The organism is Clostridium sp. 19966, assembly GCF_032335695.1.
In the GTDB taxonomy this organism is placed as follows: Bacteria; Bacillota; Clostridia; order Clostridiales; family Clostridiaceae; genus JACTOJ01.
In genome coordinates this window covers 24,013-47,841 of the sequence record NZ_JACTOJ010000004.1, presented here as the reverse complement: position 1 = coordinate 47,841, position 23,829 = coordinate 24,013, and the positions used below count along the sequence as shown (strand labels likewise).

Annotated in this window: 29 protein-coding genes; all 29 read left to right on the top strand. The window is 30.7% G+C overall.

The features are described from left to right. Positions 1-21 precede the first annotated feature (21 nt). The 29 genes from IAI10_RS05320 (at position 22) to IAI10_RS05180 (ending at position 23,828) form a co-directional block, all read left to right on the top strand. Positions 22-2,184: a VirD4-like conjugal transfer protein, CD1115 family gene (locus IAI10_RS05320; protein ID WP_315672247.1), complete on the top strand. Its 2,163-nt coding sequence runs from the start codon at positions 22-24 to the stop codon at positions 2,182-2,184. Further along, positions 2,171-2,521, top strand: coding sequence for an Mbov_0395 family pilin-like conjugal transfer protein (locus IAI10_RS05315; protein ID WP_016207432.1), 351 nt, complete (start codon positions 2,171-2,173; stop codon positions 2,519-2,521). Before IAI10_RS05320 ends, IAI10_RS05315 begins: the two co-directional genes overlap by 14 nt. Positions 2,522-2,540: 19 nt before the next feature. Beyond that, on the top strand, positions 2,541-2,771 hold the full coding sequence (locus tag IAI10_RS05310; RefSeq protein ID WP_016207431.1) for a DUF6133 family protein: 231 nt from the start codon (positions 2,541-2,543) through the stop codon (positions 2,769-2,771). Positions 2,772-2,857: 86 nt separating this feature from the next. Next, entirely contained in the window at positions 2,858-3,691 is an 834-nt protein-coding gene (locus tag IAI10_RS05305; protein WP_315672246.1) for a conjugal transfer protein TrbL family protein, read from the top strand. Beyond that, positions 3,691-3,900, top strand: coding sequence for a hypothetical protein (locus IAI10_RS05300; protein WP_016207428.1), 210 nt, complete (start codon positions 3,691-3,693; stop codon positions 3,898-3,900). Before IAI10_RS05305 ends, IAI10_RS05300 begins: the two co-directional genes overlap by 1 nt. A 19-nt stretch (positions 3,901-3,919) precedes the next feature. Further along, entirely contained in the window at positions 3,920-4,255 is a 336-nt protein-coding gene (locus tag IAI10_RS05295) for a hypothetical protein (protein WP_078115912.1), read from the top strand. Then, complete coding sequence (locus tag IAI10_RS05290) at positions 4,252-4,695, top strand: prepilin peptidase (protein WP_315672245.1); 444 nt, start codon at positions 4,252-4,254, stop codon at positions 4,693-4,695. The genes IAI10_RS05295 and IAI10_RS05290 overlap by 4 nt, the downstream gene beginning before the upstream one ends. A 14-nt stretch (positions 4,696-4,709) precedes the next feature. Then, the gene (locus tag IAI10_RS05285; protein ID WP_315672244.1) at positions 4,710-5,525 is read left to right on the top strand and encodes an RcpC/CpaB family pilus assembly protein; all 816 of its coding nucleotides are present in this window, start codon (positions 4,710-4,712) and stop codon (positions 5,523-5,525) included. Continuing rightward, the gene (locus IAI10_RS05280; protein WP_315672243.1) at positions 5,515-6,372 is read left to right on the top strand and encodes a ParA family protein; all 858 of its coding nucleotides are present in this window, start codon (positions 5,515-5,517) and stop codon (positions 6,370-6,372) included. Before IAI10_RS05285 ends, IAI10_RS05280 begins: the two co-directional genes overlap by 11 nt. Then, positions 6,372-7,736 carry a CpaF/VirB11 family protein gene (locus IAI10_RS05275; RefSeq protein ID WP_315672242.1) on the top strand — a complete coding sequence of 455 codons (1,365 nt, stop codon included), beginning with the start codon at positions 6,372-6,374 and terminating at the stop codon, positions 7,734-7,736. Before IAI10_RS05280 ends, IAI10_RS05275 begins: the two co-directional genes overlap by 1 nt. Beyond that, positions 7,733-8,662, top strand: coding sequence for a hypothetical protein (locus IAI10_RS05270; RefSeq protein ID WP_315672241.1), 930 nt, complete (start codon positions 7,733-7,735; stop codon positions 8,660-8,662). The genes IAI10_RS05275 and IAI10_RS05270 overlap by 4 nt, the downstream gene beginning before the upstream one ends. A gap of 76 nt (positions 8,663-8,738) precedes the next feature. Beyond that, a complete protein-coding gene (locus IAI10_RS05265) occupies positions 8,739-9,104 on the top strand; it encodes a type II toxin-antitoxin system RelE/ParE family toxin (protein WP_078115918.1) in 366 nt (121 codons plus the stop codon). Continuing rightward, complete coding sequence (locus IAI10_RS05260) at positions 9,097-9,381, top strand: helix-turn-helix domain-containing protein (RefSeq protein WP_016207420.1); 285 nt, start codon at positions 9,097-9,099, stop codon at positions 9,379-9,381. The genes IAI10_RS05265 and IAI10_RS05260 overlap by 8 nt, the downstream gene beginning before the upstream one ends. 58 nt (positions 9,382-9,439) lie before the next feature. After that, positions 9,440-10,312 carry a secretion protein F gene (locus tag IAI10_RS05255; protein WP_315672240.1) on the top strand — a complete coding sequence of 291 codons (873 nt, stop codon included), beginning with the start codon at positions 9,440-9,442 and terminating at the stop codon, positions 10,310-10,312. 12 nt (positions 10,313-10,324) lie between these two features. Next, positions 10,325-10,729 (top strand): DUF4320 family protein, encoded by a 405-nt coding sequence (locus IAI10_RS05250; protein ID WP_315672239.1) that lies wholly within the window; start codon positions 10,325-10,327, stop codon positions 10,727-10,729. Further along, entirely contained in the window at positions 10,720-11,265 is a 546-nt protein-coding gene (locus IAI10_RS05245) for a hypothetical protein (protein WP_315672238.1), read from the top strand. The genes IAI10_RS05250 and IAI10_RS05245 overlap by 10 nt, the downstream gene beginning before the upstream one ends. Before the next feature lie 147 nt (positions 11,266-11,412). Next, on the top strand, positions 11,413-11,961 hold the full coding sequence (locus tag IAI10_RS05240; protein WP_315672237.1) for a DUF6550 family protein: 549 nt from the start codon (positions 11,413-11,415) through the stop codon (positions 11,959-11,961). A gap of 76 nt (positions 11,962-12,037) precedes the next feature. Further along, a complete protein-coding gene (locus tag IAI10_RS05235; RefSeq protein WP_315672236.1) occupies positions 12,038-13,762 on the top strand; it encodes a hypothetical protein in 1,725 nt (574 codons plus the stop codon). 20 nt (positions 13,763-13,782) lie between these two features. Further along, positions 13,783-14,160, top strand: a complete 378-nt coding sequence (locus tag IAI10_RS05230; protein ID WP_315672235.1) for a DUF3846 domain-containing protein — start codon at positions 13,783-13,785, stop codon at positions 14,158-14,160. Between the two features lie 12 nt (positions 14,161-14,172). Then, complete coding sequence (locus IAI10_RS05225) at positions 14,173-14,847, top strand: hypothetical protein (protein ID WP_315672234.1); 675 nt, start codon at positions 14,173-14,175, stop codon at positions 14,845-14,847. Between the two features lie 20 nt (positions 14,848-14,867). After that, positions 14,868-15,068, top strand: coding sequence for a hypothetical protein (locus IAI10_RS05220; RefSeq protein ID WP_315672233.1), 201 nt, complete (start codon positions 14,868-14,870; stop codon positions 15,066-15,068). Between the two features lie 2 nt (positions 15,069-15,070). Continuing rightward, the gene (locus IAI10_RS05215; protein WP_315672232.1) at positions 15,071-16,909 is read left to right on the top strand and encodes a helicase HerA domain-containing protein; all 1,839 of its coding nucleotides are present in this window, start codon (positions 15,071-15,073) and stop codon (positions 16,907-16,909) included. A gap of 201 nt (positions 16,910-17,110) precedes the next feature. Beyond that, positions 17,111-19,282, top strand: coding sequence for a hypothetical protein (locus IAI10_RS05210; protein WP_315672231.1), 2,172 nt, complete (start codon positions 17,111-17,113; stop codon positions 19,280-19,282). Between the two features lie 200 nt (positions 19,283-19,482). Beyond that, on the top strand, positions 19,483-20,316 hold the full coding sequence (locus IAI10_RS05205) for a C39 family peptidase (RefSeq protein WP_315672230.1): 834 nt from the start codon (positions 19,483-19,485) through the stop codon (positions 20,314-20,316). 19 nt (positions 20,317-20,335) lie between these two features. Then, on the top strand, positions 20,336-20,500 hold the full coding sequence (locus IAI10_RS05200) for a hypothetical protein (protein ID WP_315672229.1): 165 nt from the start codon (positions 20,336-20,338) through the stop codon (positions 20,498-20,500). Continuing rightward, positions 20,475-21,491, top strand: coding sequence for a hypothetical protein (locus tag IAI10_RS05195; protein ID WP_315672228.1), 1,017 nt, complete (start codon positions 20,475-20,477; stop codon positions 21,489-21,491). The genes IAI10_RS05200 and IAI10_RS05195 overlap by 26 nt, the downstream gene beginning before the upstream one ends. A gap of 20 nt (positions 21,492-21,511) precedes the next feature. Further along, complete coding sequence (locus IAI10_RS05190) at positions 21,512-22,117, top strand: helix-turn-helix domain-containing protein (RefSeq protein WP_315672227.1); 606 nt, start codon at positions 21,512-21,514, stop codon at positions 22,115-22,117. A 173-nt stretch (positions 22,118-22,290) separates the two neighbouring features. Further along, positions 22,291-22,464, top strand: coding sequence for a DNA-binding protein (locus tag IAI10_RS05185; RefSeq protein ID WP_315672226.1), 174 nt, complete (start codon positions 22,291-22,293; stop codon positions 22,462-22,464). A 29-nt stretch (positions 22,465-22,493) separates the two neighbouring features. After that, positions 22,494-23,828 (top strand): hypothetical protein, encoded by a 1,335-nt coding sequence (locus IAI10_RS05180; protein ID WP_315672225.1) that lies wholly within the window; start codon positions 22,494-22,496, stop codon positions 23,826-23,828. Position 23,829: the final 1 nt, after the last annotated feature.

The window sequence follows — 23,829 nt, the reverse complement described above, 5'->3', positions numbered from 1 at the left end:
TTAAGAAAGGAGAATTGCTTCATGAAATCTAAAACAAAAAAGATTAGTATAAGCCTGCTCATACTAATGAGTGGGCTTTTTCTCAACATTTATTTTTCAACAATAGTTCATCAGATATTTTCAAAGCAAATGACAACACTAAAAATCCCAAACTTAATAACTTGTATCCATAGTATAGCGTCAAGTAAACAGCACTTGATGCTATTTTTATGCATTAATGGATTCAATGTTCTATTTTCAATATTTTATTATTTTGCCAATGATAAGCCATATCAAAGTGAGTTAAGGGAAATAACTCCTAGAATTTCAACACCAGTGCCAGCAGGTCAAAAGCAATTTGGTTCTGCTGAGTGGCTTACAGAAAATGAGAAGGATTCAGCTTTTGATAGCTTTATTCTAAATACAAATGACAGCAGGGTAAAGGCATTAATAGAACAAGGATATGATGATTTAAAAGAAATTAATGAAAGGTGTGAAGTAAACAATGGAAATCAAAAAGAACAAGAAAAAGGTAAAGAAGCACAAGAAGAACTTGCAGTGGAAGAACAGAAAGGAGATATTAAAAGTAAAGATAAAACCGCAGCAGGTTCAGTACAATCAGACAAAATTCTTTTACCGCAGGGTGGGGTAGTCTTAGGCTATAAAAAGCAGAAAGGAAGTGAAAAAATATATTATATAGGAGATGATGTTCATACATTATGCATTGGAGCTACACGTTCAGGAAAAACAAGAACTATTGTACTACAAAGTATAGGTATTCTTGCACTATCAGGGGAAAGCATGGTTTTAAGTGATCCTAAGGGCGAACTTTACGAATACACTTATCCGTATTTAGAAAGATTAGGCTATGAGATTATAGCTATTGATTTTAAAAATCCACAGAAAAGTAGTAGATATAATTTTCTACAGCCTGTAATTGATGCAGTAGATAATAATGATATTGCAAGAGCTATTGATGCAACCTGGGACTTAACATCGCAGCTTGTAGGTGAGGCTAAAGGCGAGAGAATATGGACTGATGGAGAAGCTTCAATCATTGCAAGCAGCATAATGAGCGTAGTTTATGACAACAAGGAAGGCAACAATAGAAAATATCAAAATATGACTAATGTTTATTATTTTATAAGTGAGATGTGTAAAATGGTTGGGACAACTATGCCAATTATAGAATATGTTAAAAAGCTAAATGCATCTCATCCTGCAAAAGCACTCCTTGCCATATCTGAGGTAGCTCCAAGTAAAACAAGAGGAAGCTTTTACACAGCAGCGCTTACAACTCTAAGACTTTTTACAAATCCATTAATTAATTCAATGACAAATCTAAGTGAATATAATCCAAAAGAAACTGGAAGTAAAAAAAGAGCTATATTCATAATACTTCCAGATGAGAAAACTACTTATTACTCTTTAGCAAGCCTTTTTGTTTCACAACACTATGCAGAGCTAGTTAAAAGCGCAGATGAAAGAGGTGGTAGATTAAAAAATAGAGTTAACTTCTTACTTGATGAATTTGGAAACTTTGCTAAAATACCTGATTTCTCTAATAAGCTTACCGTTGGTGGTGGAAGAGGGATCAGGTTTAATTTATTTCTACAGAGTTTTGCTCAGCTTGATGAAAAGTATGGAAAGGAGGTGGCTAAAACCATTAAAGGAAACTGTGAAAATTGGATTTACCTACAGGCAGATGATATTGAAACTCTTGAGGAAATATCAAAAAAACTTGGGAATTATACAGTGTCTACTTATTCTTTAAGTTCATCTCATGCAAAATTTTCTACTCCATCTAGTTCACAAAGTATCAATTTAACTCATAGGGCCTTACTTGCAGCAGATGAAATAAGAAAAATTTCAAGACCTTACAGTTTAATTACTTCAAGAAATAATCCTGCAATTATGTATTCACCAGATTTAGCAGCTTGGAATTTCAATAAAATGTTTGGACTTGGAGATAAGGAACATAACAGAAAGGTTAGAGAATTAAGACAGGATAGAAGAATAGCGAGAAACATCACTATGCTTGATATGGACTTATGGGGTATATGGCTTTATTATGCAGCAAATGAAGAACTGAATTTAATAAAGAATACCCAAAGAGAAATGAAATCACAATTTTCAAAGGTTCAATCAGGATATTTCTATGAGGAAAGTAAGAATTCAGGAGGACTTTATAATGAGGAAAATTAAAAGTAAGATCAAAAATCTTAAAGAAAAGATTTGCTTAATTGCTACATCTATGTATTTTCTGCTTATGAATAGTACAACAGCTTATGCAGAAGGTATAGGAGATAGTAATTTAGCAAAAGGGACAGAAAAACTTATTAATGATGCAACTACTTGGCTGATGATTCTTTCACCAGTTGCGGCAGGAGTTCTAATTATATATTTTTTTATAAGAAGAAGTGCTGCTGATGAAATGGATCAAAAGAAATGGAACAACAGAATTGTTGTTGCTATAGTTTCATGTATTGGAGCGGTTATAGCTTCAGCTACTTTAAATTTGATAATTGGATATTATAAATAAATTAACGGAGGTATCAGTAATGAGAAAATTAGTATTAAGCACACAAAGGAATATGGTAAATAAGATGAATTCAGTAAAGGGAGCTTTAAAAAGTAAAAGTGGAGAAGGTTTTGTTGACACAGCAGTAAAAATACTTATGTCAGTAGTAATAGGAGCATTAGTACTTTCAGGGTTATACCTTTTATTTAAAGATACTGTATTACCAACTTTAGTACAAAGAATAACTGAAATGTTTAATTTTAAAGGTTAATAGTTCATGAATCTACAGAAAAATAAATTTCTATTAAGGCTTGCGATATTTTAACCGCAAGCCTTAAAAAATGGAGGTGAGTATTTTTGGAAGCCTTGTTTGTAATGCTTATAGCAGCTATTCTTAGTGGTTGTTTGGTATATGTAAACTCACTTTTAAATGATCTTGTACCAATAGCTCTTCATGCAGAAAGATATATGGATACTTTAATAGGAACTAATGGATTTACAGAGGTATTTAACATTTTCTTAGGATTTGGAATCTCGCTTATAGTTCTAAAGTTCTTAAAGAAAGGCTTTGAACAGTATATATTATGGACAGAAGGGGATGCAGATGCTGACCCTTTAGTTTTTCTTACAGGATTTTTTAAAGCTCTTGCAATAGCAGTAAGTTTCCCAACATTATATCTGTGGTTAACTACAGTAGTTGAGGATTTAACCAATAAGGTTATTAATTTAATAAGCAAAGGAATGCAAACAGATTTTTCAGCAGTAATTACAGGTATATCAAGTGCTGGTCTATTTACTGCTATCATATCTTTGATATTTTTCATATGCTTTTTCTTACTATATCTCCAATTTTTAATGATAGGTATGGAAATATTAATATTACGTATAGGACTTCCATTAGCTTGTGTTGGAATGTTAGATGCAGATAGAGGTGTTTTTAGAACTTATATACAGAAATTTTTTCAATCAACCATTGCTGTTATGGTTCAGATAGTACTAGCAAAAGCAGGAGTAGCATTAATGCTAAATACACATGTGTTTTGGGGAATAGCAGCTTTGATACTTGCAATTAAAACACCGAGGTTCCTTCAAGAATTTATTATCATATCTGGTGGTCAAGGTTCAGGAGTTATGGGAACTATATATCAATCCGTAAGATTGGTACAGATAGCGAAAGGAGCTTTTAAATAGTGGATTTAATTAAAGAAATGGCAGATGCTTTCATTATGCTAATAAGAGCTGGTGCGGTACTAAGAATTATTTATTGCTTTATAAAAATGGGAACTTCTGAGGAAGAGTTTTCTATGTATAAGAGAAGAGCTAAGAATACAGTTCTTTTCTACATTCTAGCTGAAAGCATATGGCAAATTAAAGAATTAATATTAGGATATTATTCTTGAATAGAAAGAAGTGAGTTTAATGGAACTAGAAGAAAAAGAAACTTTATATATCCCACTTGGATTAAAAACTAGAACAGAGATTTTTGATGGCTTTGGGAAGGAGGAACTTTTAAAATCTATAATTGCATCTTTAGTTTCAGCAATTATAGATGCAGTAATATATTTTATTTCAAAGAGTACAGCATTTTGTGTAGTATTTATTTTATCTTCAATAGCAGGTTCAGTGATGATGCTAACAAAAGATCAAACAAATATTTCGGTTGTAGATCAGATGAAATTTATGGTTAAGTTCTATAATTCTCAGAAGATTTATAGGTACAAATATTTAGATGAATGGGGGATAGATAAAAGATGAAGGACGCATTTAAAATAGCCTTTTGGAATTTGATTGTTCTGAGAGGCTTTTTTTATGCCTTAATTTTAACTTATGCAAGTATTGTAGATATTAGAAATAAGATAATTCCAGATAAGGTTCATGTACTTATAATACTTCTAAGTTTATGCAGTATAAATTTTTTCAACTCTATTTTAGGATTTTTAATTGTTCCACTACCATTTTTAATAACTGCATTTATAAAAGGTGATGGAATAGGAGGCGGTGATATTAAATTTATGGCTGCTAATGGACTTTTTCTGGGACTGAAAGGAGGTTTTATAGGATGTTTTATTGGACTTACAATTGCTGTATTAATCAATATAGCTTATTACAAAATTAAAAATAAGGATAAAGAAATATCCTTCCCACTTGCACCGTATCTATCAATAGGGTGCTTTTTAACTTATTTATTATTTTAAGGAGGCATTTCAAAATGAAAAATTTATTAAAAAATAGAACTATTGTAGGACTTTCATCAATTATACTATCACTTATCATATGCTTTGCTGTTACTCCATTATATAATAATGCGTTACAATCAAAGGTTAAGATTATAAGAATAGCAAAAGATATTTTAAAGGGAGATATCATAACTTCAGATAAGCTTGAAACTGTTGAAATAGGTGGATATAATCTGCCAAATGATGTATTAAGAGATAAAGAAAGTGTTGTAGGAAAATATGCTACAGCAGATTTAAGTAAAGGTGACTATATTTTAAACAGTAAAGTTTCCAGTAGTCCATTAGCAGAAAATAAATATCTTTATAGTCTTGATGGTAATAGTGAAGCTATTTCTATAACAATAAAGAGTTTTGCAGCTGGACTTTCTGGTAAGCTTCAGGCAGGAGATATTATTTCTATAATTGCTTCTGATTATGGTGATTTAAGAGAAACTATAGTACCAAATGAGCTTCAATATGTTAAGGTATTGGCAGTAACTACAAGCAAAGGTTCAGATAATGTTTACTCACAAAATAACAAGAATAACAAGGATAACAGTAATGATACAGAAAATCAACTGCCATCAACAGTTACACTTTTAGTAAATAAAGTTCAAGCTAAACTCCTTGCTAAATTAGAAAATCAAAGTAAAATTCATGTATCCTTAGTCTATAGAGGAACAGAAGAAAATGCCCAAAAGTTTTTAGATGCACAGAATAATATTTTTAATGAAAAAACAGACAATAAGACAAGTGGTAATACTCTAGATAAATCCTTAGGTCAGGGGGCAAATGTGAATGAAAAATAATCAAATTATTGCAGTATGGGGGAATCCATCCAGTGGTAAAACCACTGGAGCTATAAGAATAGCGAAAGAAATATCTTTAAAGAAGAAAAATGTAATAGTGGTATTTTGCGATATATTTTCTCCTATGATTATGACATTGCTGCCAAGTGTAAAAGGTGAAGAAAAATCCCTTGGAAGTATTCTTTCAGCACCAGAGATTAACCAAGAAACCATACTTTCAAAATGCATTACCTTAGATAAAAACAAGTATATAAGCTTATTAGGATATACACAAGGAGAAAACATATTTACTTATGCTGAATATTCAAAGGAAAGAGCAGTAGATTTTTTAATACTTTTAAGGCATTTAGCAGATTATGTTGTTATAGATTGTTCAAGTGTTTTTGCTTACGACATATTATCGGCAGTATCTCTTGAAATGGCAGATAGTGTAGTAAGATTTTGTAGCAGTAATTTAAAAGCAGTTTCTTATTTCAATTCCTATTTGCCACTTCTTGCAGACAGAAAATTTAACTTAGATAAGCATATAAAGGTTTTATCAAATATGAAAGTAAATGAGCCTGTAGAGCAGATAAAAGAGTTATATAAAGGTATAAGCTACGAATTTCCTTTTGTAGAAGAACTAGAAAATAAATTTTTAAGCAGAGAACTATTTAATGATTTGAATTCTAAGGATAGCCAAGAATATAAAGAGGCTATAAGAAGGTTAGCTTCATTTCTTATGGGAGAAACGTCTGAAAAAATCAGTAGAGAAAAAGCACCAATAGTTAGAAAAGCAAAAATGAATGAAGAGAAAAGCTCATTATTTAAAAAAGTAATTGCGTATGGGAAAGGAGGAGCTAAGTAGTGAACAATGCAGCATTATTTTTTAATACAGGAAAAAATAAAAAAGAGTTTCAAACAATATTACAAGAAGCTCAAGAATATATTTCTAGCAAATATTCTATGCTTATCTCAGATAATCCAGAAGAGCAAAAAGAACAGATAAAGTCTTATATTTCAAAGTATATTTTGGATAATTCTTTAGGGGTAGAAGGTTTATCCTTTGATGAATTGATAGAAAAGCTATATTCTGAAATGGCTGAGTTCTCATTTCTTACAAAATACTTATTTAGAAAAGATGTGGAAGAAATAAATATAAACCAATGGCAGGACATTAAAATAACCTATACTAACGGAGATATACTTCCCACAGAAGATAAATTTAATTCTCCTGAACATGCTATAGACGTATTAAGGAGATTGCTTCATAAGTCAGGAATGATTTTAGATAATTCACAACCAATAGTAAGAGGTCATTTATCAAATAAAATAAGAATAACTGTATTTGGAACTGGAGTAATAGATGATGATAAAGGAGTTTCTGCATCTATTCGTATAGTAAATCCACAGAAATTATCAAAAGAGGATTTTGTTAATAATGGCACAGCCACAGGAGAAATGCTTGATTTTTTAAGCATATGTTTAAGATATGGCATAAGTATGTGTGCTACAGGTGCTACATCTTCAGGAAAAACAACTTTAATGAGCTGGTTATTATCAACTATACCAGATGATAAGAGAATATTTACTATAGAAAATGGCACAAGAGAATTTGATCTTGTAAAGACTGATGAAAGTGGAAACGTTATAAATAATGTTGTTCATACAGTAACAAGATATAGTGAAGATAAAAGTCAAAATATAGATCAGGAAAAACTTTTAGAAAGTGCTTTGACCTTTAACCCTGACTATATATGTGTAGCGGAAATGAAGGGTGAAGAATCTTTTTCAGCTCAGGAAGCAGCAAGAACTGGACATGCTGTAATAACTACTACTCATGCAAATTCCTGTGAAGCTACTTATTTTCGTATGATGACCTTATGTAAAATGAAATATGATATAAATGACGATACATTATATTCTTTGGTTACAGAAGCTTTTCCAATTGTTCTATTTACAAAAAAGCTCGAAGATAATTCAAGAAAAATAATGGAAATAACAGAGTGTGAAATAATGCCTAATGGTAAAAGACAAATTCATACTCTTTTTCGTTATAACATTAAAGAAAATAAAGTGGTAAGTGGAAAGCTAAAAATAATAGGAGATTACGAAAAAGTAGGTAACATATCAAGCAGTTTACAAAAAAGACTTCTTGAAAATGGTATGCCATTAAATGTGCTTGAAAGTATTATTACTAAAACAAAAGTAGAAGAAGGTGAATCAAAATGACATTGCTAAAGATTATAGCTTTTTTAGGAATTATTGCAGGAAGTTTTGTATTATTAGAACTATCGCCATTTGAATTTCTAGAAACAATTGCAGGTAAGTTTAAGGGAAAGAAAAAATCAATGAAGGCAATGATTTCGGAAGCAAATAATAAGAAAAAGCCTAAGGGAATAAAACTTCTCATAATGGAAACAAAAGAAATACTAAAGATTACAGGAAAAACAGAAAAGTTTTCAAGTCTTTGTGTTATTTCTTTTTTCTTATTTGTAATGGGAATAATTATAGCAGTTTCTATGAATAACTTTTTCTTAGTTCCAGTACTTGGTATAGGATTCGCATTAATACCTTTTTGGTATATAAAGTTCACAGCAAACTTTTTTAAAAAGCAGCTTAATGCAGAACTTGAAACAGCTCTCTCAGTAATAACTACATCCTATATGCGAAGTGAAAGTATATTAACCGCAGTAGATGAAAATATAACTTATATAAATCCACCAGTTTCAGATGTTTTTAAAAGCTTTTTGACGCAAACAAAGCTTTTAAACTCAAACATTAAATTGGCACTGGAAAGTTTGAAAGTAAAAATAGATAATGATGTATTTAGAGAATGGATAGATGCAGTAATTGCCTGCCAGGAAGATAAAAATTTGAAAAATACTTTAACACCTATTGTATCTAAGCTTTCAGATATGAGAATAGTAGGAGCAGAGCTAGATTATCTTCTTTATGAGCCAATGAAAGAATTTATAACTATGACTATTCTTTTGATAGGAAATATACCATTAATGTATTTTTTAAATAAAGATTGGTATGGAACTTTGATGTTCACAAGCTTTGGTAAAGCAATACTTGCTATTTGTACTATTGTCATATTTGTATCATTAGCAGCTGTAATAAAGTTGACCAAGCCTGTAGAGTACAGGAGATAAAACATTGACTAAAGTTATCGTATATGATAACATATAATTAATAAATGCATATATTAAATAAGAGGGAGATATAAACGTGGATTGGAAGGTTGAATTCTACCAAAGAGAAAATGGTAACATCCCTGTAATGGAATTTTTATCGTCACTCTCACCTAAAATGAGAGCAAAAGCATATAGTGAAATAGAACTTTTACAAGAGCATGGCATTTATTTAAAAGAACCTTATGTAAAATCGATTAAAGGGGAACAATACAAGGGAATATATGAATTAAGAATAAAATTAGGATCAGATGCATCAAGAATATTTTACTTCACTTATCATAGAGATACTTTTGTATTGCTGAATGGATTTCTTAAAAAGACAGATAAAACGCCAAAGCTAGAACTTGAAAAAGCAAAAAGATATAAAGAAGATTTTGAAAAGAGGTGTGAAGATGAGTAAAGCAAGTGTTGATTTCTCTATTATTAAAGAAGAGCTTATGGAGGATAGCGAATTCAAAGAAGAATATAATAAGCTAAAGCCACGATATGAGCTGATTTCTGAAGTAATAAGAGCAAGAAGAGAATTAAATTTAACACAAGAAGAATTAGCTTCCAGAATGGGAACTCAAAAATCAAATATTAGCAGGCTTGAAAGTGGAAATTACAATCCTTCTTTAGATTTTTTAAGTAAGCTTGCAAAAGGGCTAGGAAAAGAAATTCATATAGAACTAAGATAATATTTAATAATTTTACACGCAGAGCAAAAGCACTGCGTGTTTTTTGCGAGGTGAAAAAATGTTAACTATATTTTTTATATTCTCCTGTCTATTTTCTTTTGGAATTTACATGATAATTGCAGATTTATTAAAGTTTCCAGAGATTAAAGCTTCAAAGGCAATATTAAGTGTTAGCAGGAGAGAAAAGAAACAAACTCATAATTTTGAAGTATACATTCTCAGGATGTCTGTAAAGCTTTCAAAAATGATAAAGCTTAATGATTACAAAAGAAGAAAGCTTATAGCAACACTAAAGTCAGCAGAAATAAATCTTACACCAGAAACATATATAGCAAAAGCTTATGTTAAAGCAGGTTTAGTACTTTTCAGTATTATTCCTGCTTTATTTATTTTTCCACTAATAGTGCCAGTAACAGTTTTCTTATCAGTAGCAGTATATTTTAAAGAAATAAAAACTGCTGAGGATAAGGTTAAAAATAAAAGAGAAGAAATAGAATACGAACTCCCAAGGTTTGCAGCTACTCTTACTCAAGAATTAAAGGCAAGTAGAGATATACTATCGATTCTTGAATCCTACAAACAAAATGCTGGAGCTTCAATGAAAAGAGAACTTGAAATAACTGTAGCAGATATGAAATCAGGAAGTTTTGAGGGAGCTTTGACAAGATTTGAAACAAGACTAGGAAGTTCAGCATTGTCTGAGGTTGTAAGGGGGCTTATAAGTGTGCTTCGTGGTGACGATGGGGTTGTATATTTTCAAATGCTAGCTCATGATTTAAAGCAATTAGAACTTCAAAGACTTAAAACCATAGCAGCAAAACAGCCAGCTAAAATAAGAAAATATTCCTTTGCAATGCTTATGTGTTTTGTTTTTATGTATTTAGCAGTAATGGGAATTCAGATAATGAATACAATGGGGAAATTGTTCTAGGGGGTGGTAGCAGTGAGATTATTAAAAGAGAAGAAAGGCGAAGGTTATGTGGATACGGTGGTAATTGTTTTAGCTGCTATGCTTGTAATTGCATTTGCAGTTAAATTATTTCCTATATTTGTAGCTAAAAATCAATTAAATACTTATGCCACGGAAATTATGAGAACAGCAGAAATAACAGGAAGAGTTGGAACAGAAGTTAGTGTAAAGGCAGAAAGTTTAAATGAACAAACAGGTATAAACCCTAAAATAACATGGCAAGCAGATTACATTAGTGGAACAAATAAAGTGCAGTTAAATGATGAAATGACTGTCAATGTATCAAGGACAGTTGATATAGGATTTTTTAGTTTTGGATCTTTTCCTATAGAGCTCAATTCAAAGGCTACAGGAAGGAGTGAAGTGTATTGGAAGTAAAAAGGATATTGAAAGAAAAAAGAGGAAATGCACTACCACTTGCTTGTGCATTGGTTTTAGCTCTTATGATAATCTTTAGTGCAGCATCAGAATATATGAGGCTACAGCTTATAGCTAAGGGAGTTCGTGATGCACTTCAAACTTCTATAATATCTGTAGCCTCTCAAAACTATGATGAAATTTACAATGGACTACGTGAAGGATATAGCGGAGATTATACTTTATCTTCTTCGGATTTATGGGAAAGTAAGATCGATACAGGAGATGTTTATGGATATCTTGATAAGCTTTTAGGATTAGAAAAGCAAGGAGATTACCATATAAAATATACTTCAAAGGAAGAGGAGTACAAGCTTTCGAATTTAAAGATAAGTTTTGTAAATGCTCCATTAGCACCATCAGATCCAGAGAATTCTAAAAAGTTTAAAGCTCAGGCTATAATAGATTTAGAGGTACCTTTATCTTTTGGATGGGATAAACTGCCTCCGTTGCAAATCACATTAAAAGTTGATGCAGGTTATACGGAAAAATTCTAAGTTATAAACATATCCACAAAAGAGTATGTGGATAAAATGTGGATAAAATTTTATAAAAAATATCTGGACAAATTACAAAAAATATGTTTATTTTTTAACAAGCGTAAAAAAACTGCTTATGTAAAAAAATTAAGGGAGGAAATGAGAATGAGAAAACTTAATTTTAATTTAAAGAAGAATATGACAGTATCAGTATTGCTTATTATTGCCTTAGGACTTGGAATAGGATTAATAGCTTATACTAATAAAGGCAGTGCAGCGAAAGATAATAAAGTTTTAACAGAGGAAAATAAAAAAGTTAATGTTAATGAGGTTACAAATGCTGATGATAAAAAAGAAGTAACTCCTGCTATTGATGATAGTGCAGAAAAGAAAACTCAAAATAATTCGGATGCTATAAGTCCACAGGTTGTAAGCAATGAATCAGCAAAAAAAGAAGAAACACCTAAAAAGCCAGATCCCCCAAAAGAAAAACCTAAAACGCAAGATAATATTACAGATAAAAATAAAGTACCAACTTACACAGAAAAGGAAGTAAAACCCAATGCTGATACAACACCAAAGGGTGGGGAGAAAAATAGCAGTGGTCAGGTATATGTCCCGGGTTTTGGATGGGTAAAGGATAGTGGTTCTAATAGTAGTGTTAAAGTAAACTCATCAGGAGATATAAATAAACAAGTAGGAAAAATGGATTAAATAAAACTGAATATTTTAATTTGTGAAGAGAGTATAGATAAAACTGTACTCTCTAATTTTTTGGAGGTGAAACTAAATGAAGAAAATAACAGCATTTCTAATTTGTTTGCTTATGGTGTTGTTTTCAATTCCTAGCAATGCTTATGCAGTAGGAGATGGAAATTTTGATAGTGGAGGAGGCGGAATGGGAAATGGATCTTCTCAAAATTTCTGGAATCCAGGTAATGATGGAGTTAGAGTAACTATAATAAGAACAAGTGATCAAATGCCAGTTACAGAACCAATTGATTTTTCTAATCAGAATCAGCCATCGTCTATTGTGCATTTTGGAAAGGTATCTAAAGTTCAATATAGAAATGGAGATAGTCTAAGTCCACAAGTAAATGGTTACGTTTCATATCAACCTTCAGAACCTTTGCCTAGAATAATTGCTTCAAGCAGTTATTCAATAAATATAGAAGCAACTAAAAAATATTTCTGTTCAGAATATGCATTAAAATTGATTTCTGATATAACAGGAATGAGCTATGAAAATCTTATAAATGGAGATTATAAAGTTTTACTTGAACCTATAGCTTATTTCACTTTTCAAGGTGCATATATGGCAATGACTGCACATGAAGCAGCTTTATACGATGAAACTCTAGGAGGACAGCTTAGAGCTTATATGGTAAGTTTAACTCATAAAAATTTACCTTTAGCTTTATATTTACAAACTTCTGATATGGGATTTCCAGCATGGTCAGGAGGAAGTGATCAAAAGGTATCTGATGAAGAAATAAAAAGTTATCTAGGAATTGGAATTGTAAGATTTTCTGATGCTGATAAAGGTGTAGATATTGATAGTAATACCTATGAATATAGATGCGATACAGATGTTATCAGTTCAATAACTGTAAAAACGGATAAGAGAAGAACACCTGATAATCCTATTTCAGTAACCTTTAGAGTAAGCGGACAAAACTATACAGTAAATAATATTTATATTCCTGAAGGAGAATCACAAAAAGTTTGGTTTAAATGGCATACTCCTAAAACACCACAAACATTAAGTATTGCAGTAAGTGTAAGCGGAGCAGCTGCAAAAAGTTCTTCTATTACTGCTAATATTGTGGAATTAAAAGAAAAAACGCCACCAAATCCAACAGCAAACGATAAAAATAATAATTTTACTCAATCAAATATTCCGAGTAAAGTAGAAAAAACATCTGCAACTTGGGGAGAATGGGATTGCTATTGGGAGCCAAAATGGGTGTGGGAATCTGATTGGGATTGGGTCAGCGATGATGATTCAGGGCATTGGGAAGATAATGGAGAGTGGGTTGACAGGGGAGATTGGAAATACAGGTGGATAGCATACTATGCTAATTTTTCAGCTACTATGAATGTTAAGCCAGATAGTAAAGCTCCTACAGCTTATTCAAAAACTATGAAGTCAGGATATGGGATAAATTTGAATGTAGCTACTAGTTTAAATTCAAATGCACCAGCTTCAGCAATAACTGGAGCTCAAAATGTAATATCTTATTATCCAGAGTTTAATTATCAAACTTATGATAGAGTGCTTGATATGATAAATAGCAGCTATTATTCAAGTTTTCAGCTTAGAAAAAATAAGTACTCTACTTACAACAATAGAACACATTTTACGCCAGTATGGTATCCAGATGGAACATATTCTGTATATGCAGAAGTTATAGATGTATGGACACCAGATGGAATGCTTTCAACAGATGTAAATGATTATGTAAATATAAAGGGAAGCTTATATGATGATTGGCATATAGGCCCACAATTTTAAAGAAACGGAGTTGGAAAAATATGAGAGTATTAATAGTACCACCTAAAGCAAGACCTTATGCGGCTGAAATAGAAAGTGGGTTGGAGCCCATGCAGGAATTAGTTGGCGGTTCAATAGAAATGGTAGATTTAGATGATAAGACAAGTCTTGTTTGTAATGAAGAAGGTAAAATACAAGGGCTTGAAGGAAATAGGCGTATCGGCAGAGATATAATTGCTGGTACGTTTTTTCTTTGCGGATTTAATGAGGAAGGGGAATCAGTGTCATTAAGTGATGAACAGATTTCAAAGTACTATGAAAGGTTTAGGGAGCCAGAGCATTATTCGCAGGAAGAAGTAGAGGATTCAGCTTTTATGGATGTCTATATACCAGACTATGAAGATGAAATGGAATTATAGGAGGGCTTTAAAATGCAGCGTATTATACCTATTCTAATAATATTATTTTGCTCATTAGTCGGTGGGATAATATTATTTTTCTTAAAGAAAAGCAGTAAGAAAGTTAAAAATATAGAAGGTGAGGAACAAAAAACTGCTAATGAGTTTGTAAATGTAAAAGATATTAAAGATCGTTATTTATATACAAGAGATGGGTACATTATCATGTATATAAAAATTAATCCTATAAGTATTGATTTGTTATCAGAAAGAGAAAAAAAGCTTTTATGCAAAACTCTTACAGCAGAACTTTCAAGTGAACAAAAGTCTTACAAGTTTTTAGCTGTATCAAGACCAGTAGATATTTCCCCACTTATAAACGAGTATACTGGCATTATTTCAAATAGTTCAGATCAAAAGCAAAAGGATTTGCTAAGAAATGAAATGCTTGTAATGAGTAATTATGCTCTATCTGGAGAAGTTGTTGAAAGGCAGTTTTATATAATGCTTTGGGAAAAGTATGAAGAAGATATTGAAAGAGAAATATCTAAAAGATGCTATGAATTTAAGTCAAAGCTTGAAAGTGGAAATATACAATGTGAAATATTAAAGCAACAGGACATAGTAAGGTTATGTAATCTTATTAATAATCCAGCTTACACAAATATTGAGGATAGTGAGTTTGAAGCCACTATCCCTATTTTTTAAGGGAAAAGGGTGAGTTATAAATGGCAAAGAAACAGTATTATGGGAAGATTGAATTTTACTCCATGACAGGTAAGGTTATGGAGACAATTTATTATGAAGCAGAAGAAGCTTATAGAAAAGAAATAATGGATAGCTATGAAATAGGAAGACCTATTAATCCTCAGAGATTACCTGAAAATCAGTTTATAGAGGATGAATTTGAAGATGAAATGGAGATGTGAAAATGAGAAAAAATAAAAATAACTTAAACCAAGAAATTTTGTTAAATAAATCCTTGCTAAATATAATAACTCCAATGGGACTTGAAATAAAAAGAAATAGCTTAGTTATAGGTGAAAATACGGGAAAGGTGTATGGAATAGTTAAATATTCTCAAAAAGTTGATTATGGATGGCTTTCTAAAATTACCAATATACCAAGTACTATTGTCAGTATAACCTTTAAGCCTATTGATAACAGTTCTTTTATCGAAAGTCTTTCAAGAAATGTAATACAAAGTCGTGGAGCAGCTGAAAGTGCTAAAGATCCACTAGCTCAGAAAAGGGCAGAAAGGTCAGCTTTAGATGGAGAAAAGATAATGGTGCAAATAGACCAAAATGGTGAAACAGTTGGACTTATGGGAATTACTATTATGCCAATATCAAGAGAAGATGAAAGTTTTAATAAGGTTTGTAGAAAAACTGAAAGTACCTGTGCCATGAGTAAATGTAAACCAAGAAACCTCTCAAACTTGCAGGAACAGGCATTTAAAAACTGTTCACCCTTTTATACTTCAGATGAAAATATAGAGCAGATAGTAAGTAGAATAGTTCCTTTATCCACCTTTGTAGGTGGATTTCCTTTTTCATCAAGTGGTTACAATGATGGAACTGGATATTATTTTGCAAGAGATTCTAGTGGTGGATTAATTATACTGGATACATGGAAAAGAGGAAATGATAGAACCAACACTAATATGGTTATAATGGGAGTAGCTGGTGTTGGAAAGTCTACAGCAGTTAAACATATAGCCTTATCTGAATATATGAAAGGTACTAAAATTATATTTGTAGATCCAGAAAGAGAATACAAAGAGCTATGCGAAGCTTTAAATGGAGATTGGATTAACGCAGGTGGAGGCAGCAATGGAAGAATAAATCCACTTCAAATAAGACCAACACCAGTAGATGATAATGATGAAATTTACAAAGATGAAGGTCAGGGAATGGGAGATATGGCTCTTTACATTAAGAATTTAGAAATATTCTTCAGCTTGTACATTCCATCCTTAACAGATAGGGAAAGAGCTATTCTTAAAGATTGCATAATTGAGCTATATAATAACTTTGGCATAACTTGGGATACAGATATAAACCAATTAAGTAATGATGATTTTCCTATATTTTTAGATCTTTACAATTTGATAGATAAAAAAGCGAAGGAAAAAGAAAAAAAAAGAAAAGAAAGTGAAGCTAATATTTATGATGACCTTGCTCTGCTTTTAAAAGATATAGCAATGGGAAGTGACTCTTTTCTTTGGAATGGATATAGCTCTATTAAGACCAATACAAGATGCATTTGTCTTGATACCCATGATTTACAAAATACTAATGACAATATTAAAAGAACTCAATATTTTAATATTCTTACCTGGTGTTGGCAGGAAATGAGCAAAGACAGAAATGAAAGAGTATTGTTAATTTGTGATGAAGCTTATCTTATGATTGATACCAATGTACCTCAAAGTCTAGTATTTTTAAGAAATGTTGAAAAGAGAGCAAGAAAATATGAAGCAGGAGTTGCTATAATAAGCCATTCAGTTGTAGATTTTCTTGATCCACAAATAAAAATGTATGGACAGGCACTTCTTGATATACCTTGCTTTAAAATCATAATGGGTACAGATGGCAGAAATCTACAAGAAACAAAGGAACTTTACAATTTAACAGACGCTGAGGAAGAACTGCTTGCTAGCAAGAAAAGAGGAAATGCATTATTAATGATAGGTTCTAAGAGACTTCATGTGGTGTTTGAGATACCTGAATATAAATTTGAGTATATGGGGAAGGCTGGGGGAAGGTAATTGGGAAAATACATGATGATATATGTTATATTGTAGAAAAAAGTAGTATAATTAACGGTAATTACAAAAATTACATTAATATTTGTATAACAAGTCGAGATTTTTAATAATTTTTTAAAATCCTAGCATTTACATTAAAGAACAAGGGCATAGTGTATTGAAGAATTATTAAGATAAATGAAGGGTGTGGGGTAAGTGGATGTGGAAAAGAAAAACATTAAAATTTTAAATTGTAATTGTATTAAAGAAGCAAATATTGAAATTGAAAGTAAAACTCTTAATATCAAATATGGTTGTAATGGCACGGGTAAATCAACGATAAGTAAGGCTATTTTTGCAAAAGCTAAAAATGACATAGAAAAGCTACAGTTGTTGAGACCATATTATGTTGATCCAAACGACACCGAACACGAGCCTAAAGTTGAAAATTTAACATTTTCAAAAGTCAGAGTGTTTGATGAATCTTATGTTAATTCATATCTATTTGAAGAAAAAAGCTTTTTGGAAAATTCGTTTCAAGTATTTTTGAAATCAGAAGAATGTGATATGTTAGCTGTTGAAATAGAAAGATTATTAGCTGACTTACAAGGTGTCTTTCAACAATCAGATACGATTCAAAAACTAAGAGCTTTCCTGCCAAGATATTTTGACGCAGTGAAATATAGTAATGGAGAAATTTCTAAAAAGGGAGGTGTCGGAGAATTTATCAAAGGAAACGGTGGAGGATTTGATAAATATGAAGAATTAAAATCATACAAGGCTTTTTATGAAAAGCGAGATATGGTAAGTGTCTCGAAATGGGCAAAGTGGAGAAATGATGGAATTAAACAAATGCATGGAAGTTCTTGCCCATTTTGCACAACTCAATTAGAAATTAAAGAAATAGAAAAGCAAAATGCTACAATTTCAAAGGTATTTAAAAATTCTGCACTTTCAACAGCAAATGCTGTTTTAGAGTATTTGCAACAGGCTGTTGAATTTGGATATATAAAAGATGATTCAATTAATGCATTAGAAAGTTATATAGGTAATAGTAGTAAAGAAGATTCACTTTTAGCTGAGTTACATCAATTAGCAATAGAAACTGAATATTTAGTTACAAAAATAGAAAGAATATTTGCATTTAGACCGATGAATGTATCAAAAGAAGAACTATCTAATATAGAAGCTAATTTAGATGAAATGATTGTTGATGAGAGACAACTATTAAGGTTCTATTCTACAGAATTTATATTGAAAATGATAGAAGAAATTCGAAGCAAAGTAAATGATTTGAAGAAAAATACTGGAAAACTTAAAGGATTGTTTGCACAACATGAAAAGAAAATGGAGACATTAGTTAAAAATAGAAAAGATGATATAAATCAATTCTTTTTGCTGGCCGGATTTCCATATAAATTTATTTTAAAAGCAAGTGGAGAAAAAAAAGCAGTATCATATTTAGTACCGATTGATTTAGAGGATGAAAATCGTATTACAGAACCAGACAAACATTTGAGCTGGGGTGAAAAAAATGCTTTTTCTTTAGTTATGTTTATGTTTGAAGCAATCAGTGATAATGCTGATTTAATTGTATTGGATGATCCAATTACATCTTTTGATAAAGATAAAAAATTTGCGGTTGTACGTAGATTATTTGATAATCAAAAGATTAGTTTTAGAGATAAAACAGTAATCATGCTAACGCATGATTTTCAACCAATAATTGATTATGTTTATGGAGGATTTTTTAATAGATTTGGATTAACCACACCAGTAAAAGCTAAATGGCTTCAAAATGAGGAAGGCATGGTAACAGAGTATGATATTAAAAATGATGATCTTGTTAATACAGTTGAATTAACAAAAAAAATTGCAATCGATAGAGAAAGAGAAATGGTTGTACGTGTGGTTAACTTAAGAAAGCATATTGAATTAGTTAGGCCAAATTTTTCAGAAACCGCTATTTATGAAGTGCTGTCAAATCTTATACATGGTAGAGAGATTGCATTAACAAATAATGAGGAAAAATTAGATGAAGATATATTTAAAGACGGATCTTTAGAGATGGCTGAATATCTTGATGGTATGTCATATGATGAAGTTTTATGTGAACTAAAAGTTGAGAGGCTATTAGAAATAATTAAAGCCCCTTATATTTATGATAAGATAATTGCTTTAAGATTATTATTTGAAAGATTTGATGGATTACTTTCAAAATTACGAAAGAAGTACCCAGCTGCATGCAAGTATGTAAATGAAACAAATCATGTGGAAAATGATTATATTTTTCAATTAGATCCATTTAAATATTTTAGCATACCACAACTATATAGAGATGAATTAGAAGAATTTATTAATACTGAAAAAAATGAGTTCAATTTAATTAGTTAGTTACTTGTAATTGATTGAGTAAAAAAATAAAATTATGCGTAGTGACATAAAAGTGTTGTTATATATTTCAATTTCTATTATGCATGTTACTTACTTATTTATAAACAATGAAGGTCTCTAATCGTATATTTGTATATGCACCTGAACATTGATCAGGTGCTATTTTTATTGCCAGAAATTAAATAAGGAGGCATGATACCATGGCACTAGATCCAAAATCAGCAGTCACCATTGCTAAAATAGCAATCCAAGCTGTAAAAGATGATGAAACTAGAAACAAAATAATATTTATATCAATGGCACCGATTATTTCTGTGCTTTTAATTTTGGCTTTTATTGTATATATTCTTACAAATCCACTTGAAATGTTAAGTAGCATTTTCTTTGGAAATGAGTTAAGTCAAATTAAGAATATAAGAAGTCAGTATGGATATGAACAATTAATAAATGCTAATGATAAGAGTTACTTAGAGAGCAGTGGATTAGATTTTTCAGGGTTATCTTTTAAAGATGGCTCTACTGAAGTTGTTTATTATAATCAAGCTGATTCGAGATGGAAAGATGAACCTTATGGAATGACTGGAACTATAGGAAGAAGTGGTTGTGGTCCGACTTCTCTTTCAATAGTAGTTTCAAGTCTAACAGATAAAAAAGTTGATCCAGTTCAAATGAGTAGATGGGCTTATGAAAATGGTTATTATTGTGAGGGAGTAGGTTCATATCACACTTTAATCCCAGAAGGAGCTAAACATTTTGGACTTTCGGTAGAAGGTTGTACTTCAAGTGAACCACAAAGAATTATAGATGCACTTTCGGAAGGAAAACTTATAATTGCAATTATGGCAAAAGGTCATTTTACTAGCTGTGGACATTTCATTGTTCTTAGAGGAGTAACAGCAGATAAAAAGATTTTAGTTGCTGATCCAGTAAGTAGGACAAGGAGTGAAGAAAAATGGGATTTATCAATTATTCTTGAAGAAGCTAATAAAGGTGCAGATGCAGGAGGCCCGTTTTGGATTATAAGCAAATCATAAACATTGGAGGTAGAGAGAATTGAAAAAGAAAATGTTGATAGAATTATTTATATATGTAGCTATTGTAATAGTAGCTTTCATATTTTTATTTACTTATAAACCTAAGCAAAAACCAATAGATGTGCCATTAGATTATAAAATATCAAGAGGTGAAGTTAATGCTATTATATCTAACGAGCAATGAAAACGTTGGAGTCTTTGACTTTTTATCAAAGGAAACTGGTATGGTTATCAAAAAGCTTTCAGGGGAATTTTATTTAAAAAAATTTGTTATTCATGACATGAGAAATTTGAACCATTATTCATATTTTGCAATAGACTTAAAAGCTATTAAAGATAATGAAAATGAAATAATTGAAGCGTTAATAGCATTAAAAACAATGTATGATTCAAGGATTATTATATTTGCAGAAGAGTTTAATAAAGAAGATGAAATTATAATTAAGCTGCTTGAAGAGAAGATTTATAACATTATATTGGTCACGGTAGTAGATGAAATAAAAGAAGAAATTAGAAAATGCATTAGTGAAGTAGGGAAAACAAAAGAAGATTGGAAGAGCCAAGAAGAGAAATATTTATCTTTAGAAAAAAGCTCTAAAGATAAATATTTATTTAACCATAACAATATAAAAATAGCAGTTGCAGGAGTATCGGAAAAAGCTGGTACAACTACAACTGCTTTTAATATGGCAAATTTTTTATCTAAAATAGGTTCAAAAGTAAGCTATACAGAAGCAAGTGTAAATGAACATCTAAAGCAAATAGCAGATTATTACAAATTTGATGAAGTAGAAAATTATTATAAACATAAAGGAGTAGAGTATTATCTCAATAAGCAATTTCAAGAGGGGTATAACTTTAATATTTTTGATTTAGGAATATTGAATACATCAACTATAGCTGCGTTTAGAAGCTGTGATATTAGAGTTTTATGCAGTGGAAGTAAGCCTTATGAGATAACTAATATGGGAAAAATTAAGGAATTAATAGAGGACATTAATTTAAGTTTGATATTTAATTGTGCAGCTAATGCAGATAAATTGGATATAAGAAAAAAATATGAGAGAGCTATTAACAGGATTTATTTTCAAAATTATTCACCTGATCTATTTGAAGGGGCAGCTAATGAAAAGGCTTATATAGGTATAGTAAAAGAATATATTATTGAAATCTGAAATTAGGGGGGCTTTTGGTAATGAAAAAAGGAGATTTATTGAATAAGGTATACAAATCAAATTTACCAAGTAGAGCAAAGCAGGTTATGTTTTATTTAATAAATAGATCAAATGCAGAAGGAACTTGTTTTCCTTCTGTAAAAACTATAGCAAGTGATTGTGGAGTATCTGAAAGAACTATTCAAAGAACGATGAAGATTCTTATGGAGGAAGGATTTGTTGCTAAAGAGGAAAGGTATAGAGATAATGGTGGACAAACATCTAATCTTTATAAGTTAACAATAGATTTTGTAAATAATAATGATGAAGATAGTGAGAATAAGGACATTAAAAAAGAAAATTCAATTGAGAACAAAGAAAGTAAAAGCAGCCATGAAAACATTAAAAGTATTAGTTTTGATGAATATAAAGAATCTGAAGAAGACACTTTAGATATTTCAGAGAAAGAAGATAACTGTTTTAATAATATTTCAAGAGCTAAATCTTTCAGATATAAAAGAAATGTAGGTAATCAAAAATGGCACCCTATACTGCACAATATAATTGATGAGGATAATATCACCAGTGAAACAATAACAATAAATTCACTATGTCATGGGGTGAGCGACAATTTACATCCTCCATGAACTATACAAACTAAGGGGTATATGGATATTGAAAGATAACTATATAAATGTCAAAATATAATGCAAATATAAAATTTACCAATTAATTTGTCAAAGTATATTGTAATTATTCGTTAAAAAGAATAAACTAATAATTGGTATAATGTGAAAATTTTTAATTAACGAGGTGCGAAATGAACGGATATATAACAGTTCAAGAAGCAGCTGAGAAGTGGAACTTAACAACAAGAAGAGTACAAGTTTTATGTTCTGAAGGTAGAATTCTTGGTGCTACTAAATACGCATCTATATGGATAATTCCTGAGGATGCTGAAAAGCCAAAAGACAAAAGATTAGAAAGAAAATAATATTAATAAATTATTTATGGGGTGAAGCAATGAGCTATTTCGATAACCACTTTTTGTTTTCTGAAACATATATTAAAGATTATATAAAAAATACTCGTGGAGGTAACGGGAAGTTAGAAGGCTTGAATAGTACATTTGAGGCTATTAAAGAGTGGCATGAACCATTTGTTGATGGAGATTATTCAGACGAAGATTGGATAGAAGAATTTATAGATTTAACAATTGATGTTCTTGGCTTTAAGAAAAGTAACGAGGGTGGAATTAGATTGTTATACACCAATTTGATAACATCAGATGAGAAAGCGGTAGCAGCTTGTTATGTTTTAGAAAAATATGAAGATTTGAATTGTAATGTAAAAGGTAAATATTATGCTTATAAAGCTGTAAAAGCAGCTAAAAATAAAGATTTAGATTGGGCTATACTTACCAATGGTTATAAGTGGAGAATATATAATACAAAGAACGTAAGTTGTTATGAAAATTATTTAGAAGTTGATATTGAATATTGCTTGAATAATTTAAAAGAACCTGATGAAGCTTTTAAATTATTTCATCTTTTCTTTTCCTCAAAAACTTATTATAAAAATGAAGATGGAGAAATGGTGATAGAGGGAATAAAAGATTTATCTGATAAAAAAGCGGAGACTATAGAAAATTTTTTAAGAGATAAGGTTGAAGAGATATTAAAAGATCTATGCTATGGACTCAAAGAAAACATGAAGTTAGATATATATGATGAGCAAGATAGAAAAAATATATACAATGATGCAGTTATACTGCTATTTAGATTGTTATTTATCGGTTATGCGGAATCTAGGAAATTATTGCCATGCAATGTTGAAGATAAAGAATACGTCAATAATAGCTTTTTTACGATATGCAATGAAGCTAAGGAGATTCTTAATTCAGGAAAAGCATCAGATATTAAGGACGGTTTCGATTTTTGGGATAGAATAGATGAATACCTTAGAATATATGTTGACAATACATATGACGGAGGTTTATTTGAAAATTTTGATAAGCCTATACTAAACAACTATAAGATTTCAAACGGATATTTAATTAAATGCCTTGCTGAAATGACTTATTATGTTGATAAAAAAACAGGTATGTATAAGGAAGCAATTGAATATAAGGATTTGTCTGTAAGAAATTTAGGGTCAATATATGAGGGATTACTAGAATATAATCTTTTTATTGCTAAAGAAAGAATGGTTATGAGGAAATCCAAAGGAAAAGTAGCATATATTGAAGCGTCAAAAACAACATTAAAAAAATCAGATGAACATAACATAATTGAAGCAGGAGGAATATATTTATCCCAAGATGCTTTAGTGTTGAACAGCACTTTGCTATCGGCATAAA

Coding starts and splice junctions, on each gene's coding strand:
- IAI10_RS05320 (WP_315672247.1), top strand. CDS start 22: ATGAAATCTAAAACAAAAAAGATTAGTATAAGCCTGCTCATACTAATG.
- IAI10_RS05315 (WP_016207432.1), top strand. CDS start 2,171: ATGAGGAAAATTAAAAGTAAGATCAAAAATCTTAAAGAAAAGATTTGC.
- IAI10_RS05310 (WP_016207431.1), top strand. CDS start 2,541: ATGAGAAAATTAGTATTAAGCACACAAAGGAATATGGTAAATAAGATG.
- IAI10_RS05295 (WP_078115912.1), top strand. CDS start 3,920: ATGGAACTAGAAGAAAAAGAAACTTTATATATCCCACTTGGATTAAAA.
- IAI10_RS05290 (WP_315672245.1), top strand. CDS start 4,252: ATGAAGGACGCATTTAAAATAGCCTTTTGGAATTTGATTGTTCTGAGA.
- IAI10_RS05285 (WP_315672244.1), top strand. CDS start 4,710: ATGAAAAATTTATTAAAAAATAGAACTATTGTAGGACTTTCATCAATT.
- IAI10_RS05280 (WP_315672243.1), top strand. CDS start 5,515: ATGAAAAATAATCAAATTATTGCAGTATGGGGGAATCCATCCAGTGGT.
- IAI10_RS05270 (WP_315672241.1), top strand. CDS start 7,733: ATGACATTGCTAAAGATTATAGCTTTTTTAGGAATTATTGCAGGAAGT.
- IAI10_RS05260 (WP_016207420.1), top strand. CDS start 9,097: ATGAGTAAAGCAAGTGTTGATTTCTCTATTATTAAAGAAGAGCTTATG.
- IAI10_RS05255 (WP_315672240.1), top strand. CDS start 9,440: ATGTTAACTATATTTTTTATATTCTCCTGTCTATTTTCTTTTGGAATT.
- IAI10_RS05240 (WP_315672237.1), top strand. CDS start 11,413: ATGAGAAAACTTAATTTTAATTTAAAGAAGAATATGACAGTATCAGTA.
- IAI10_RS05235 (WP_315672236.1), top strand. CDS start 12,038: ATGAAGAAAATAACAGCATTTCTAATTTGTTTGCTTATGGTGTTGTTT.
- IAI10_RS05230 (WP_315672235.1), top strand. CDS start 13,783: ATGAGAGTATTAATAGTACCACCTAAAGCAAGACCTTATGCGGCTGAA.
- IAI10_RS05225 (WP_315672234.1), top strand. CDS start 14,173: ATGCAGCGTATTATACCTATTCTAATAATATTATTTTGCTCATTAGTC.
- IAI10_RS05220 (WP_315672233.1), top strand. CDS start 14,868: ATGGCAAAGAAACAGTATTATGGGAAGATTGAATTTTACTCCATGACA.
- IAI10_RS05215 (WP_315672232.1), top strand. CDS start 15,071: ATGAGAAAAAATAAAAATAACTTAAACCAAGAAATTTTGTTAAATAAA.
- IAI10_RS05205 (WP_315672230.1), top strand. CDS start 19,483: ATGGCACTAGATCCAAAATCAGCAGTCACCATTGCTAAAATAGCAATC.
- IAI10_RS05195 (WP_315672228.1), top strand. CDS start 20,475: ATGCTATTATATCTAACGAGCAATGAAAACGTTGGAGTCTTTGACTTT.
- IAI10_RS05190 (WP_315672227.1), top strand. CDS start 21,512: ATGAAAAAAGGAGATTTATTGAATAAGGTATACAAATCAAATTTACCA.
- IAI10_RS05185 (WP_315672226.1), top strand. CDS start 22,291: ATGAACGGATATATAACAGTTCAAGAAGCAGCTGAGAAGTGGAACTTA.
- IAI10_RS05180 (WP_315672225.1), top strand. CDS start 22,494: ATGAGCTATTTCGATAACCACTTTTTGTTTTCTGAAACATATATTAAA.